Origin of the sequence: Actinoallomurus oryzae (assembly GCF_039541955.1) — a bacterium.
Lineage (GTDB): Bacteria > Actinomycetota > Actinomycetes > Streptosporangiales > Streptosporangiaceae > Actinoallomurus > Actinoallomurus oryzae.
In genome coordinates this window covers 170,638-183,918 of sequence record NZ_BAABHF010000046.1, presented here as the reverse complement: position 1 = coordinate 183,918, position 13,281 = coordinate 170,638, and the positions used below count along the sequence as shown (strand labels likewise).

16 protein-coding genes are annotated in these 13,281 nt (G+C 70.7%); 4 read left to right on the top strand and 12 right to left on the bottom strand.

Features of this window, described 5'->3' with window-relative positions:
* Positions 1–62 precede the first annotated feature (62 nt).
* Complete coding sequence (locus tag ABEA10_RS37180; protein WP_345472110.1) at positions 63–827, top strand: IclR family transcriptional regulator; 765 nt, start codon at positions 63–65, stop codon at positions 825–827.
* A gap of 16 nt (positions 828–843) precedes the next feature.
* Positions 844–2,025 (top strand): cytochrome P450, encoded by a 1,182-nt coding sequence (locus ABEA10_RS37175; protein WP_345472108.1) that lies wholly within the window; start codon positions 844–846, stop codon positions 2,023–2,025.
* Between the two features lie 17 nt (positions 2,026–2,042).
* On the opposite strand, the gene ABEA10_RS37170 is transcribed toward ABEA10_RS37175, so the two are convergent.
* The 7 genes from ABEA10_RS37170 to lysX form a co-directional block, all read right to left on the bottom strand.
* Positions 2,043–2,429, bottom strand: coding sequence for a VOC family protein (locus tag ABEA10_RS37170; protein WP_345472106.1), 387 nt, complete (start codon positions 2,427–2,429; stop codon positions 2,043–2,045).
* 74 nt (positions 2,430–2,503) lie between these two features.
* Positions 2,504–3,145 carry a permease-like cell division protein FtsX gene (locus tag ABEA10_RS37165; RefSeq protein WP_345472104.1) on the bottom strand — a complete coding sequence of 214 codons (642 nt, stop codon included), beginning with the start codon at positions 3,143–3,145 and terminating at the stop codon, positions 2,504–2,506.
* Positions 3,142–3,645, bottom strand: a complete 504-nt coding sequence (locus tag ABEA10_RS37160) for a SigE family RNA polymerase sigma factor (RefSeq protein ID WP_345472102.1) — start codon at positions 3,643–3,645, stop codon at positions 3,142–3,144. Before ABEA10_RS37160 ends, ABEA10_RS37165 begins: the two co-directional genes overlap by 4 nt.
* A 131-nt stretch (positions 3,646–3,776) precedes the next feature.
* Positions 3,777–3,986 carry a hypothetical protein gene (locus tag ABEA10_RS37155; protein WP_345472100.1) on the bottom strand — a complete coding sequence of 70 codons (210 nt, stop codon included), beginning with the start codon at positions 3,984–3,986 and terminating at the stop codon, positions 3,777–3,779.
* A gap of 67 nt (positions 3,987–4,053) precedes the next feature.
* Positions 4,054–4,437 carry a hypothetical protein gene (locus tag ABEA10_RS37150; RefSeq protein WP_345472098.1) on the bottom strand — a complete coding sequence of 128 codons (384 nt, stop codon included), beginning with the start codon at positions 4,435–4,437 and terminating at the stop codon, positions 4,054–4,056.
* A 79-nt stretch (positions 4,438–4,516) separates the two neighbouring features.
* Positions 4,517–5,326, bottom strand: a complete 810-nt coding sequence (locus tag ABEA10_RS37145; protein WP_345472096.1) for a GAF and ANTAR domain-containing protein — start codon at positions 5,324–5,326, stop codon at positions 4,517–4,519.
* A gap of 104 nt (positions 5,327–5,430) precedes the next feature.
* Entirely contained in the window at positions 5,431–6,918 is a 1,488-nt protein-coding gene (gene lysX, locus ABEA10_RS37140) for a bifunctional lysylphosphatidylglycerol synthetase/lysine--tRNA ligase LysX (RefSeq protein ID WP_329245541.1), read from the bottom strand.
* Positions 6,919–7,224: 306 nt separating this feature from the next.
* Between lysX and ABEA10_RS37135 the strand changes: the two genes are divergently transcribed.
* Positions 7,225–7,611 carry a hypothetical protein gene (locus ABEA10_RS37135; protein WP_345472094.1) on the top strand — a complete coding sequence of 129 codons (387 nt, stop codon included), beginning with the start codon at positions 7,225–7,227 and terminating at the stop codon, positions 7,609–7,611.
* On the opposite strand, the gene ABEA10_RS37130 is transcribed toward ABEA10_RS37135, so the two are convergent.
* From ABEA10_RS37130 to ABEA10_RS37115, 5 genes are all read right to left on the bottom strand, one after another.
* Complete coding sequence (locus tag ABEA10_RS37130) at positions 7,612–8,403, bottom strand: type III pantothenate kinase (RefSeq protein WP_329245546.1); 792 nt, start codon at positions 8,401–8,403, stop codon at positions 7,612–7,614.
* Entirely contained in the window at positions 8,378–9,265 is an 888-nt protein-coding gene (gene nadC / locus ABEA10_RS51395; RefSeq protein ID WP_425551011.1) for a carboxylating nicotinate-nucleotide diphosphorylase, read from the bottom strand. The genes ABEA10_RS37130 and nadC overlap by 26 nt, the downstream gene beginning before the upstream one ends.
* The gene (locus ABEA10_RS51390; RefSeq protein WP_425551010.1) at positions 9,262–10,881 is read right to left on the bottom strand and encodes an L-aspartate oxidase; all 1,620 of its coding nucleotides are present in this window, start codon (positions 10,879–10,881) and stop codon (positions 9,262–9,264) included. The genes nadC and ABEA10_RS51390 overlap by 4 nt, the downstream gene beginning before the upstream one ends.
* A gap of 95 nt (positions 10,882–10,976) precedes the next feature.
* The gene (gene panD, locus ABEA10_RS37120; protein WP_329245554.1) at positions 10,977–11,399 is read right to left on the bottom strand and encodes an aspartate 1-decarboxylase; all 423 of its coding nucleotides are present in this window, start codon (positions 11,397–11,399) and stop codon (positions 10,977–10,979) included.
* Positions 11,400–11,511: 112 nt separating this feature from the next.
* Positions 11,512–12,336 (bottom strand): SDR family oxidoreductase, encoded by an 825-nt coding sequence (locus ABEA10_RS37115; RefSeq protein WP_345472091.1) that lies wholly within the window; start codon positions 12,334–12,336, stop codon positions 11,512–11,514.
* A 69-nt stretch (positions 12,337–12,405) separates the two neighbouring features.
* Here ABEA10_RS37115 and ABEA10_RS37110 point away from each other — a divergent pair, with 69 nt between their 5' ends.
* A complete protein-coding gene (locus ABEA10_RS37110; RefSeq protein ID WP_345472089.1) occupies positions 12,406–13,269 on the top strand; it encodes a LysR family transcriptional regulator in 864 nt (287 codons plus the stop codon).
* Positions 13,270–13,281: the final 12 nt, after the last annotated feature.

Below are 13,281 nucleotides of genomic sequence, written 5' to 3'. Positions count from 1 at the left end.
CGGCGTGACCGCCGGATCTCGCGTGGCACACGGCGTACGTCGGTGCTCTAGAGGGGCTGGGCATGGACTCATCCGACACCACCGGGCCGGGCGTCAAGTCCGCGATGCGCACCGTCGCGCTGCTCGACTTCTTCGCCCGTCAGGGCGGGATGTACAGCCTGACGGCCATCCAGCAGGAGCTGGGCTATCCGAAGAGCAGCCTGTACGCCCTCCTGCGCACGCTCGTACGGCTCGGCTGGGTGGAGACCGACCCGACCGGCACGCTCTACCGCATCGGCATGCGGGCCCTGCTCGTCGGCGCCTCCTACATCGACGGCGACCCCGTGGTCGGCATGGCGCACGAGACGCTGGAGTGGCTCGCCGAGGCGACCGGCGAGACCGTGCACTTCGGCCGGCTCGACGACGTCGAGGTGGTCGACCTGTCCTCCCGGCCCTCCCGCCACGACCTGCGGCCCGTCGTACGCGTCGGCCGCCGCGTGCCCGTGCACAGCACCGCCCTGGGCAAGGCCCTGCTCGCCGACCGCCCGGAGCCACGCCTCCCGGACGAGCTCGAACGCCAGACCGAGCACACCATCACCGACCACCGGGCGCTTACCGAGGAGCTGTGCCGCGTCCGCGAACGCGGCTACGCCGTCGACCGCGAGGAGAACAGCACCGGCATCTGCTGCTTCGCCGTCGTCCTGCGCCTCCAGCGCCCCGCCCGCGACGCGATCAGCGTGTCCGTCCCGGCGACCCGGCTGACCGAGGCGGCCGAACGCGAGATCCCCGCGCTGCTCATGCGGGCCCGCGAACGCATCGAGTACTCCGCGCACCACCTGCTTCTCTAGAGATTTGGGGGTCTCCATGACCGACGCGCAGCCCGGCGTCCGTGACGTCCTCGGCTTCGATCCGTTCGCCCCGGAGTTCAGCGCCGATCCGTACGCCCACTACCGCGAGCTGCGGGCGGGCGGCCCCCTGATCCGTACGTCTGGCGGTCTGTGGCTGTCGACCTCATTCGCGGTGTGCACGCAGGTGCTGCGCGACCCGAGGTTCGGCCACGGCGACGACGAGCTCTCCGGCCGGCCGCCCCGGCGGGCCCGGTCCTTCCTCACGCTGGACCCTCCGGAGCACACGAGGCTCCGCCGCCTGGTCAGCCGCGCCTTCACCGCCCGCCTGGTCGAACGCCTGCGCCCCCGCGTGTCCGCCATCGTGGACGACCTGCTGGCCCGCCTCGACGGCGAGGTCGACCTGATCGCGGGCCTGGCCCACCCGCTGCCGGTCATCGTGATCAGCGAGATGCTCGGCGTGCCGCCGGAGGATGAGGACCGCTTCAAGGACTGGTCGGACGCGCTCGCCCGCGGCCTCGACCCGGACTTCGTGGTGCCTCCGGACGAACTCGCCTATCGCGACCGGGCGCGCGAGGAGTTCGGCGACTACTTCCGCGAGCTGGCCGCCCGGCGCCGCGCCGCTCCGGGAGACGACCTGCTGAGCGGACTGGTCGCCATCGAGGAGCTCTCCGAGGACGACCTGATCGCCACCTGCGTCCTGCTGCTCGTCGCCGGCCACGAGACGACGGTCAACCTCATCGCCAACGGCACCCTCGCGCTGCTGCGGTCACCGGACCAGCTCGCCTGGTTCCGCGCCAACCCCGGCGAGGCTCCCGCCGCGGTGGAAGAACTGCTGCGGTACGACCCGCCGGTCCAGCTCAGCGCGCGCGTCGCCCTGGAGGACGCCGAGGTCGCCGGGCAGCGGATCGGCCGAGGCGAGGCGGTCATGCTGCTGCTCGGCGCGGCCAACCGCGACCCGGAGGTCTTCACCGACCCGGACCGTCTCGACCTGACGCGCTGGCTGACCGAGGCGCCCCGGCACCTGGCGTTCGGCCAGGGCATCCACTTCTGCCTCGGCGCGCCACTCGCCCGCATCGAGGGCCAGATCGCCCTGACCGCCCTGATGCGCCGTGACGTGGCGCTCCTGCCCGGCCCGCTGCGCTACAAGGACAACCTCATCCTGCGCGGCCTCGCCGAACTCCCGGTACGGATCTTCTAACCAGCGGCTCGTCCTGGTCACGCCGCGCCGGACGGGGCCCGGCTCAGATCCACGACGCAGAAGGCGTTGCCGTCCGGGTCTGCGAGGACGACGAAGTCAGGGTTCGGTGGGTACAGCTCCCAGGCGAGCCTGCCGGCTCCGAGCCCGATCAGACGCTCGACCTCGGCTTCCTGCTCGGCCGTCGTGTCCACCAGCAGGTCGAGATGGATGCGCGGATGCGCCTGGACAGGTGACTCGCTGCGCATCAGCCCGAGCGCGCGGCCCGACCCATCCGCGTGCTCCAGGGTTCTCCACGTCTCGCTCTCCCACTCTGACGTGGGCACCAGGTCCAGCGCGGCCGTCCAGAACTCCACGGCGCGCGGAACGTCGGTCACACCGATCACGGGGAATCCGAGTCTGAGCATGAACCCGAGTCTAGGAAGCGCCCCGATCGGGACCTCGGGTGTCCCGCGCACCGGCGAGTGGCTCGACGCTGGCGTCAAGGTGTACGGGATGGCGATATACGTGTCAGCACCACATACACCCCAGGTTTTCCCGTGAAGGCTCTGACGATCGACTCGTCATCGGCCGATCTGCGGACCGTCACTGTGAATGAGGCCGGGAAGTCACTCACCTGCAGGGCGTCGCCTATTTCGGTATGCGCGAAGCGCTTTTTGGCCCTGGCATATGCCTGTCTCGGTGAGACGTAGACGCTGTCGCGCACGTCTGCCCGCTTCTTCAGATCCCGGGCGATCGCGGCGCGCTCGGCCGGTGTGACGGACCGCCTGTGGCACCAGTGGTCATTGGGATCATAAGAGTTGGCGGTGAAGTTGCAGAGGAAGATCTGCACCTGATCGTCGCGTTCTGGCCGCATCATGGCGATCGGGGACATCACGCCAGGCGCCGAGCCCGCGGATGCGGAGTGTGAAGGTTTCTGCGTGCGATCGCTGGGTGCGGTGTCTACCGCAGCCGCGACCAGTATGCCGGCGGATACGGTCGCGACCGCCGTCAGCGGCACGGCGAGCCGGAGCACGCGGCGGCGTGCCGTACGGCGCACGGAACGGCGTAGTGGCGGGGCGACAGCGGGGCCCCAGTCGTCGACGAGCGTATAGGCATCGCGGACGCGGTCTTCGATGTTCATGACTTCTCCCTGAGAAGTTCGGCGAGGGCGGTGAGGGCTCGTGAGGTGGTGGCTGACACCGTGCCGCGGCTGATCTTCAGCGTGCGGGCGATCTGCTCTTCGGGCAGGTCGCAGTAGAAGCGCAGGGCCAGAATTTCGCGCTGCCTGCGGGAAAGACGGCCGATCGCGGCCAGGACCTTCCGCCGATCCTGCTCATCGATCGCGCGATCCTCGGCCGAGGACGCTGGAGGCTGGTACGGCTGGCGGAACCGCCGGGCCACCACCCGTCGCCGCAGGACCGAACGACAGCGATTCAGCACCGTCGACCGCAGATAACCCAGCGCCGCCGCCGGCTCACGCAGACGGTTCTGCTTGCTGTGCAGACCCAGAAACGCTTCCTGAACCACGTCCTCGGCGGTTGGGGCATCACCCACCATGAGCATCGCCAACCGGATCAGCCCGAGGGCATGCTCGCGATACAACTCGCCCACGTCCGCCGGTGACCGCACGGGAGCCGTCACGTCAGTGTTCATACTCCAGAGACGCCTCAGAGCCCAGAATGCTGCGTCTCTCACCATTCCGAACGCGGCGACCGGCGCCCTGGCGCCGCGACGGACATTGCGGTTTCTGATGAGCCAGAGCGAGGAGATAATCAGCTTTTGAGGCTCGTGTGCCATTCCGGCCCGTAGAACTCGTGGTTCTTCGGGCCGCGGATGATGACATCGCGAACCAGGCGGGTGTCGAGATCCGCTCCCTCGGATGGCTCGCTGGGCGGCGAGGACCAAGAGACCTGCGTCATCGTCAGCGGATTGTCCAGACCGGTGAACACATCGGCGCCGCGGGCGCCGTGTTCGACGAACACGCGGAACAGCGTCCGGTGACAGGCCGCCCATTGCGCTCCGGCATGGTGAGCACGCCGTTCCGTGCCGTCACGGACCGCCACACCGGGCGTGTGTCCGCGGATCAGTCTGGACCTCCAGCGAGGCCTTCTTGACCGGCCACGCCAGCACCACACCGGCCACGGTCACCGCCGGCACGCCCGCGAGGAGCACGGCCGGCCGCCTCCGGCCTCGGCGCGGCGACCACCGCGGCGAGACGGGGACCGTCCCCACGTCCAAAGCGGTGATCGCCGCGCGCTGCTCGTCCGGGTCCAGTTCGGTCGCGGCATCGACGGACTCGACCGCATATCCGATGACGGCATCATCCACGGGAAGGCGCATCCGCCGCAGCTCCGCGGCCGTCTCCTCGGTGGTCAGGCCCTCCAGGCGCTGCAGGACGTACGCGACGCGTTCGCCACGGGACAGCTTCCCCAAGCGCCTCGACCAGCGTGGGACCGAAACCGGTCTCGGCCAGCCGCATCGTCAGCCCCAGGGTGCCGTCCACCTCCACGGCTCAGATCCGGTCGGCGGTGTCCGGGTGGCGGGCGAGGAGTTCGGCGAGGTGGGCCAGCTTGATGTTGTGGTTCTGCGAGGCGCGGACGAGCACGTCGAACGCCTCGTCGGCCGACAGGCGCCGGCGGGCCATCAAGATTCCGGTCGCCTGGCCGATGACCGTGCGGGTGTCCAGGGCCTTGCGGAGGTTGGCCGCGTCCGCCTGGGAGCGGCTCAGGGCGCGTTCGGTGGCGGCGCCGCGGTAGAGGGCACCCAGCGCGAGCGACGCGTACGTCGCCAGAAGGAACGCCGTGTCGCGGGCCGCCTCGCCCAGGGCGCCGCGCTTGCGGGAGTAGATGTTCAGCGCGGCGGTGAACGGCGGCGGCTCCGGCACGGTGATCAGCGCGGTGGACAGGACCGCGGCGAAACCGTGCTCGGTCGCCTCGCGGGCGAAGGCCGGCCAGGCGGACTCGGTGGCGAGGTCGGCGCTGTGGGCGTACGCGGGCCCGCCGGGATCGGCGGCGTCGATGCAGGGGCCTTCCCCGGTCTCGTACTGCCGGCGATCGAGCTCGGCGCCCTCCGCATCGGTCTCGGCAGGGGTGTAGTAGTCCCCGTTCTCCTCGCGCAGCGTGATGCTGACCACGTCTGCCGCGGGGATGAGATAGCGGGCGGCGAGGATGATGCGCTCCAGGACACCGTCGACCGTGGTGGCGGTGAGCAGGGCCCGGGTCAGCTCGCCCAGCTCACGCGGCAGCGAGACGGGCGTGACCCTCGGCAAGGGGTCGGCCACCGACTCCGGAAAGGGACGGGTATCGGACCGGTCATCGTCCACGACGCCTCCTCCCCCCGCGCCGAAGTCCGGCGCATGCCCATGAACCGCACTCAGTATCGCCGGATCGAGGCGGTTCATGCCGCGGCAGGCGCGTGATCTCGGGCCTATTCCGGCTTGACCAGCGGGAAAAGGATGGTCTCGCGGATGTTCTTGCCGGTGAACGCCATGATCATGCGGTCGATGCCGATGCCGACGCCGCCGGTCGGGGGCATGGCGTACTCCAGCGCGCGCAGGAAGTCCTCGTCGAGCTGCATGGCCTCCGGGTCGCCGCCGGCCGCCAGGAGGGACTGCTCGGTGAGCCGGCGCCGCTGCTCGATCGGGTCGATCAGCTCGGAGTACCCCGTGCCCAGCTCGGTGCCGAAGCCGATGAGGTCCCACTTTTCGGTCAGCAGCGGGTTGGACCGGTGCGTACGGGCGAGCGGCGAGGTCTCCAGCGGGTAGTCGCGGACGAACGTCGGCTGGATCAGCGTGCGCTCGACCAGCTCCTCGAACAGCTCCTGCACGAGGCGCCCCTGCCCCCACGCCGGGTCGTACTCCAGGCCGCGCAGGTCGAACACCTTGCGCACCTGCTCGATCGGCGTCTCGGTGGTCAGCTCCTCGCCCACCGCGCCCGACACCGCGTCGTACAGCGTGATCTTGGGCCACTCGTCGCCGCCGAGGTCGACCTCCTGGCCGTCGTGGACCACGACGGTCGTGCCGAGCGCGGCCACCACCGCGGCCTGGTAGATCTCGCGGGTCAGCGTGGCGATCGTGTCGTAGTCGCCGTACGCCTCGTAGGCCTCGAGCATGGTGAACTCGGGGTTGTGGGAGGAGTCGGCGCCCTCGTTGCGGAAGTTGCGGCTGATCTCATAGACCTTCTCGATGCCGCCGACGACGAGCCGCTTGAGGTACAGCTCGATCGCGATCCGCAGGTAGAGGTCCATGTCGTACGCGTTGATGTGCGTGATGAACGGCCGCGCGGACGCCCCGCCGTGGATCGGCTGGAGCATCGGGGTCTCGACCTCGAGGAACTCGCGGTCGTTCATGTACTCCCGGATCGCCCGCACGGTGTCGCTGCGCAGCCGGGCCATGCGCCGGGCCTCGTCGTTGACGATCAGGTCGACGTAGCGGAGGCGTACGCGCTGCTCGGGGTCGGTCAGGCCGGCGTGCTTCTCCGGCAGCGGGCGCAGGCACTTGGAGGTGAGCACGTAGCGGTCCGCCATGATCGACAGCTCGCCGCGCTTGGACGTGATGACCTCGCCCTCGACGCCGACCTGGTCACCGAGGTCGATGTCGCGCTTCCACGCGTCCAGCGCCTCCTGGCCGACGTTGGCGAGGGACAGCATGATCTGGATGTCGCCGCTGCCGTCGCGGATGGTGGCGAAGCAGAGCTTGCCGGTGTTACGAGCCAGCATGACGCGGCCGGTGACACCGACCTTCTCCCCGGTGGACGCGCCCGGCTCCAGGTCGGGATGGTCCGCGCGGACCTTCGCGATCGTGGTCGTACGCGGGAATCCAAGGGGGTACGGGTCGACCCCGCTCTCACGCAGGCGCTCCGCCTTGTCACGGCGGATCCGCATCTGCTCCGGAAGGTCTTCGCTCGGCTCGCTCACGGTGAGAAGGCTACCGATCGGCCCGAGCGCCTCGCGAACGCATTCCCCGTACCGCCGATGCGACCGGTACGACATGAGAAACGCACGTGACGACGGTGGTTAGGGGACGTATCGCGCATCCGGTCATTAGCATCAGCGCCGATGAACCTCCCGCCCCACCCTGGACCGCCACCTCCGCCGCAGGGACCACCCCCGCCGCCGGGACCGGCGTTCGGCGGCCCTCCCAACGTCGGGCCGCCAGGACCTCCCTGGCCTCCCGCCCGGCGACGCCGCGGCCCGCTGCTCCCGCTCCTCCTCATCGCCGGCGTGGTGATCATCGCGATCGCCGGTGTCGCGTACTACACCGTCGACTACCGGCCGAGCCATTACCTCCGGCAGTGGGCCGACTCGCTGAGCATGCCCCAGGGCGGCTTCGATCGTCTCGAGCTGGGCGGTGACAACCACTATCGCCGGGTGGGGTTCATGGCGTACTGTCCGCTGGCCACGTCGTGTGTTCCCGCCCCGGTCAAGGCCGTGACCGACTGGGTCGGTGACAACGGCGGCAGCACCACCGAGAAGGATGTCGCGCTGTGCTTCCAGTCCGGCGATTGGTCGCTGAGGCTGGAGCACGAGGGGCGCACCGCGACCGTGGAGTGCGAGAAGGTCTCACCGGTCGAGCACAGATACAAGATCACCGTCGAGCTCGAGTACTGATCAGCCGGAGACGCTGACGTTGCGCTCGTAGACCAGGCGCAGGCCGATCAGCGTGAGCCACGGCTCGTACGCGTCGATGGTGCGGGCCTCGTCCAGCACCAGGGGCGCGAGGCCGCCGGTGGCGACCACCGTGACGTCCTCGGGATTGTCGGCCAGCTCCTCCGACATCCGGTCGACCACGCCGTCCACCTGCCCGGCGAAGCCGAAGATGATGCCCGACTGGAGCGCCTCGACCGTGCTCTTGCCGATGACGTTGCGGGGCCGGACGAGCTCCACCTTGTGCAGTTGCGCGCCGCGGGCCGACAGCGCGTCGACCGCGATCTCGATGCCCGGGGCGATCGCCCCGCCGACGTACTCGCCCTTGGGCGAGACGGCGTCGAAGGTCGTGGCCGTGCCGAAGTCGACCACGATCGCCGGACCGCCGTAGATGTGGTTCGCGGCCAGGGCGTTGATGATCCGGTCGGACCCGACCTCCTTGGGGTTGTCCATCCGCACCGGCACACCGGTCTTGACGCCCGGCTCGACGATCACGGCGGACACGTCGCCGTAGTAGCGCCGGCACATCTCCCGCATCTCGTGCAGCACCGACGGCACCGTCGAGCACAGCGCGATGCCGCTGATGTCGGTCTCGGCCAGCAGCGGGCTCTGCTGCACCAGCCCCTGGAGGACCACCGCGATCTCGTCGGCGGTGCGCCGGGAGTCGGTGTTGATCCGCCAGTGCTCGATGACCTCATCGCCCTCGAACAGGCCGAGCACGGTGTGAGTGTTACCGACGTCGATCGTGAGCAGCATCCGGTCCCCGCTGGTTGAGGTCAAGGCCGATGTCCAGGGCCTGCACCGAATGGGTCAGTGCCCCAACGGCAAGGTAGTCGACCCCGGTCTCGGCCACATCTCGGGCCCCGTCCAACGAAAGACCGCCGCTGGCCTCCAGCTCGGCCCGCCCCGCGACCAGGGCCACGGCCTCGGTCATCGTGGGGATGCCCATGTTGTCCAGCAGGATCGCGGTCGCACCGGCCGCCAGCGCCTCGCGCACCTGGTCGAGCGTGTCGCACTCGACCTGAACGTGCAGGCCCGGGGCTCGTACGGCCTCGAACGCCGCGGTGACCGAGCCGGCCGCCGCGACGTGGTTGTCCTTGATCAGCGCGGCGTCCGACAACGACATGCGGTGGTTGACGCCGCCGCCGCAGCGCACCGCGTACTTCTGCAGGGCCCGCAGGCCGGGCAGCGTCTTGCGGGTGTCGCGTACCCGCGCCCGGGTGCCCTCGACGGCGTCCGCCCACTGCCGGGTGACGGTGGCGACGCCGGACAGGTGGGTGAGGAAGTTCAGCGCGGTGCGTTCGGCGCGCAGCAGCCCGAGCAGCGGCCCTTCGACCGAGAGCAGCACGTCGCCCGCGGCGATCCGGTCACCGTCGGCGGCGAGCGGCTTGACCGTGAGGCCGAGCGTCTCGAACACCAGCGCGGCCACCGGCAGGCCCGCGACCACGCCGGGGCGGCGCGTCACCACGTCGGCGCCGGCCGCGGCGTCGGCGTCGAAGATCGGTTCGCTCGTGACGTCGCGCTCCCCGTCTTCGGCCAGCGCGACGCGTACGACGCCCTCCACGGTCTGGGGGTCGAGGCCGGCCTCGGTCAGCCAGGTGTGCGTGGCGTCTCTCATCGGTTCTCCGTGGGTTCGTACGTCGTGGTGAGGGTGTCGCCGTCGAGCGCCGAGACGAGGTGCCCGCGCCACTCGTCGGAGGCGTCGGGGAAGTCCGACCGCCAGTGGCTGCCACGCGTCTCCTCACGGCGCCGCGCCGAGGCGACGATCAGTGAGGCGACGGTGTACAGGTTCGTGACCTCCCAGGCCTCCGTGCACGGGCGGTCGGTCGTGCGGCTCGCCAGTGCGGCCAGTTCGGCCGCGGCACGTTCGAGGCCGGGGCCGTCACGCAGCACGCCGCAGCCGGCCGTCATGATCCGCTGGATCTCGGGCCGGATTCCGGGGTCGAGGAGGGTGGACGCCCCGGCGGCCCCCGATGGCGCCGGGGCGTCCCGCTCAGTGTCGTCGGCCAGTACCGACGCGATCCGCTGGGCGAACACCAGCCCTTCGAGCAGCGAGTTGGAGGCGAGGCGGTTGGCGCCGTGGACGCCGGTGCAGGCGACCTCGCCGCAGGCGTACAGGCCGGGGACGCTCGTGCGCCCCCACAGGTCCGTACGGACGCCGCCGCTCGCGTGGTGCGCGGCGGGCAGCACCGGGATCGGCTCGTTGACCGGGTCGATGCCGTGCCGCTCACAGGTCGCCAGGATCGTGGGGAACCGCTGCGCCCAGATGCGCGGGCCGAGGTTGCGTCCGTCCAGGTACATGCACGGCTCGCCGGTCTCGCGCATCCGCTTCATGATCTCCTTGGTCACGACGTCGCGGGGGGCCAGGTCGGCGAGCGGGTGCCGGCCGGTCATGAACCGCTCGCCGGAACCGTCGACCAGGAAGGCACCCTCGCCTCGCACGGCCTCGGAGATGAGCGGCTGGCGGCCACGCGCGTCCGGGCCGAGCCACATGGGCGTCGGGTGGAACTGCACGAACTCCACATCGGCGACCCGCGCCCCGGCCCGCAGCGCGAGGGCCACGCCGTCGCCGGTGGAGACCTCCGGGTTCGTGGTCGCCTCGAAGACCTGCCCGAGCCCGCCGGTCGCGAGGATCACCGCGCGGGCCCGTACGGCGCCGACGCCGTCGCGCTGCCCCTCCCCCATGACGTGGAGGGTGACGCCGGCCGTCCGCCCGTCCTCGATCATCAGATCGAGCGCCAGGGCGTGCTCGATGACCTCGATCCCGGCGTCCTTGGTCGCGGCGAGCAGGGCCCGGCTGATCTCCGCGCCGGTCGCGTCGCCGCCGGCGTGCGCGATGCGGCGCCGCAGGTGGCCGCCTTCGCGGGTGAGCGCGAGGTGGCCCTCCCCGTCGCGGTCGAAGTCGGTGCCGAGCGCGATCAGCTCGCGTACCGCGTCGGGCCCCTCGGTGACCAGCACGCGTACGGCCTCGGGGTCGCAGACGCCGACCCCCGCGGTGAGGGTGTCGGTGAGGTGGTCCTCCGGAGAGTCGCCAGGGTGGAGCGCCGCGGCGATCCCGCCCTGCGCCCAGCGCGTGGACCCGTCATCGAGGAGCGCCTTGGTGACGAGAAGGACCTTCCCCGCCGTACGGGCGCGCAGGGCGGCCACGAGACCGGCGATCCCGGACCCGATCACAACGATGTCGGCGTCGGTCGTCCAACCGGGCGGCGGAGCGGTGAGGCGTCGAGGGAGCATGAGCCCTCCTGGGGGAGGCGAGTTCTCGTCAATCTGACTATAACTCGCGTCCCGAACGCCCGATTCCTCCGGGGGAGCTCAGCGCACGTGGTCTCTCAGGCGGGCTCGGCGAGTGTGTCGCCGCGGACCGTCGCGGTGCCGGGCACCGGCTCGGCCGGGTCGGAGCCCAGGGCGATGATCCGGTTGTCCCGGTCGACATGGACGACCTTCGGCTCGAAGGCGCGGGACTCCTCATCCGTCATGGCCGCGTAGCTCATGATGATGACCAGGTCGCCGGGGTGCACGAGCCGCGCCGCCGCGCCGTTCAGCCCGATCACGCCGCTCCCGCGCGGCCCGGCGATGACGTACGTCTCCAGGCGGGCGCCGTTGTCGATGTCGACCACCTGCACCTGCTCGCCCGCGAGCAGGTCCGCCGCCTCCATCAGGTCCTCGTCGATCGTGATGGAGCCCACATAGTGCAGGTCGGCCTGGGTGACCGTGGCCCGGTGGATCTTGGATTTGAACATGGTGCGAAGCACTGGATTTCTCCTGAAGTCGGCTCCCCGCCTGCATTTCTACAGGTCGCGGGCGATTTTAGCCGCCGGCAGGACACCCTCCGGAACAGACCGCCGTGCCCGTCGCGCCGCCGACTCACCACGGGATGACGTCGTCCAGTGAGTCCGGACCGCGGAAGACGCCGGTGGGTCCGTCGGCGGGGATCGTCGCGAGCAGGACCGGGCCGACGGCGCCGTCGGCCGTGGTCCGGTCGCCGCGGGGGAAGGTCGCGGCGGCGTTCTGGTCGGTCGGCACAAGGCCCGGGCTGACGGCGTTGACCTTGATGCCGTCGGCGCGGAGGGCACCGGCGTAGATCAGCGTGAGGGTGTTGAGCGCGGCTTTGGACGAGCTGTACGCGAGGAACCCGCGAGTCGAGAGGGGGTTCGTCGGGTCGCTCAGCGTCGTGAGAGAACCGAGCCCGCTGGACATGTTGACGATCCGCGGATTGTGCGACCGGCGGAGCAGAGGCACGCAGGCCGATGTCACCGTGACGACGCCGAAGACGTTGACCTCGTACACCTCGCGGAGTTGCGCGGCCGTGACGTCGGCGGTCCGGACGCCCCACTCGACCATGATCCCGGCGTTGTTGACGAGCACGTCCAGCCGTCCCGCCTCGGTTTCGATCCTGTCGACGGCCGCCTCGGCGGAGCCCGGATCGGTCACATCGAGCCGCACGAACCGAATATCCGGCCCGTCGCCGTTTCCGCCGAGATCGGCGTCCACGCCGGCCGGATTCCCCGACGGCCTTCCGCCGCGCGTCGCCGCCGCTTCCCTCTTCAGTTCCTCGACGGCCGAGTGGCCGCGCTCCGGACTGCGCGCAGCCAGGTAGACGGTGAGGCCCCGCTGGGCGAGACGGTGAACGATCTCTCGGCCGATGCCCTTGTTGCCGCCGGTGACGAGTGCCACTTCATTCGCGTTCATCCCTCCACTCCAGTCGCCGGGGCTCCGAAAGGGAAAGACCGAATGGGTGCCGCCCCATACCCTGGCGGTATGCCGGAGCCGGAGATCCGCGAGCTGCGTTACTTCCGCGCCGTCGCCGAGGACCTGAACATCACCCGCGCCGCCGAACGGCTCGGCATCGCGCAGCCGCCCCTGTCCCGGGCCATGCGTCAACTGGAGCGCCGGCTCGGTGTCGCCCTGTTCGATCGCGCCGGGCACCGGCTGACGCTGACCCGGGCCGGCGAGACCCTGGTCAAGGAGGCGGCCGTTGTCCTGGGTGCCCTCGATTCCGCGGTACGCCGGACGCGGCGTGCGGGACTTCCCGGCCGAAGCCTCGTGGTCACCGCCAAACCAGGGGTCGCCACGGAGTTGCTGCACCGGATCCGCGCGCGCTTCCGTGCGGAACCGGACGCGCCGGACCTCCGGGTCGTGGTGAGTGGATTCGGGGAACAGGCCGACATGGTCCGCGACGGGCGCGCGGACGTGGCGATAGCGGGGTGCTTCGACGGCCACGGCCTGGACACCGAGTTGCTGACGACCGAACCACGCGTCGCGGCGCTCGCCGCCGGACACGAGCTGGCCGTACGCGACGTCCTCAGTACCGCCGACCTGGTCACCGAGCCGGCACCACGATGGAGTGGCCCGGCGGACCGCGACTACTGGCTGGGAAACCCGGATCGGCCGGCCGACGGGCCGGTCGTACGGGACACGGCCCAGCTGCTGGAGGTGGTCGCCCTCGGCCAGGCCGTCGCGCTGGTGCCCGCCTCGCTGGCCGCGAGGAATGTCCGCCCCGACGTGACCTACCGTCCGGTGCCCGACGCGTCGCCGTACCGGACACTGGTCCTCTGGCCGGAGGGCAGCCGGTCGCCCTGGACCACCTGGTTCGTCGAAACGGCCCTGGAGGTCACCCGCTGACGTGTACCCGCA

Coding starts and splice junctions, on each gene's coding strand:
- ABEA10_RS37180 (WP_345472110.1), top strand. CDS start 63: ATGGACTCATCCGACACCACCGGGCCGGGCGTCAAGTCCGCGATGCGC.
- ABEA10_RS37175 (WP_345472108.1), top strand. CDS start 844: ATGACCGACGCGCAGCCCGGCGTCCGTGACGTCCTCGGCTTCGATCCG.
- ABEA10_RS37170 (WP_345472106.1), bottom strand. CDS start 2,429: ATGCTCAGACTCGGATTCCCCGTGATCGGTGTGACCGACGTTCCGCGC.
- ABEA10_RS37165 (WP_345472104.1), bottom strand. CDS start 3,145: ATGAACATCGAAGACCGCGTCCGCGATGCCTATACGCTCGTCGACGAC.
- ABEA10_RS37130 (WP_329245546.1), bottom strand. CDS start 8,403: ATGCTGCTCACGATCGACGTCGGTAACACTCACACCGTGCTCGGCCTG.
- nadC (WP_425551011.1), bottom strand. CDS start 9,265: ATGAGAGACGCCACGCACACCTGGCTGACCGAGGCCGGCCTCGACCCC.
- ABEA10_RS51390 (WP_425551010.1), bottom strand. CDS start 10,881: ATGCTCCCTCGACGCCTCACCGCTCCGCCGCCCGGTTGGACGACCGAC.
- ABEA10_RS37115 (WP_345472091.1), bottom strand. CDS start 12,336: ATGAACGCGAATGAAGTGGCACTCGTCACCGGCGGCAACAAGGGCATC.
- ABEA10_RS37110 (WP_345472089.1), top strand. CDS start 12,406: ATGCCGGAGCCGGAGATCCGCGAGCTGCGTTACTTCCGCGCCGTCGCC.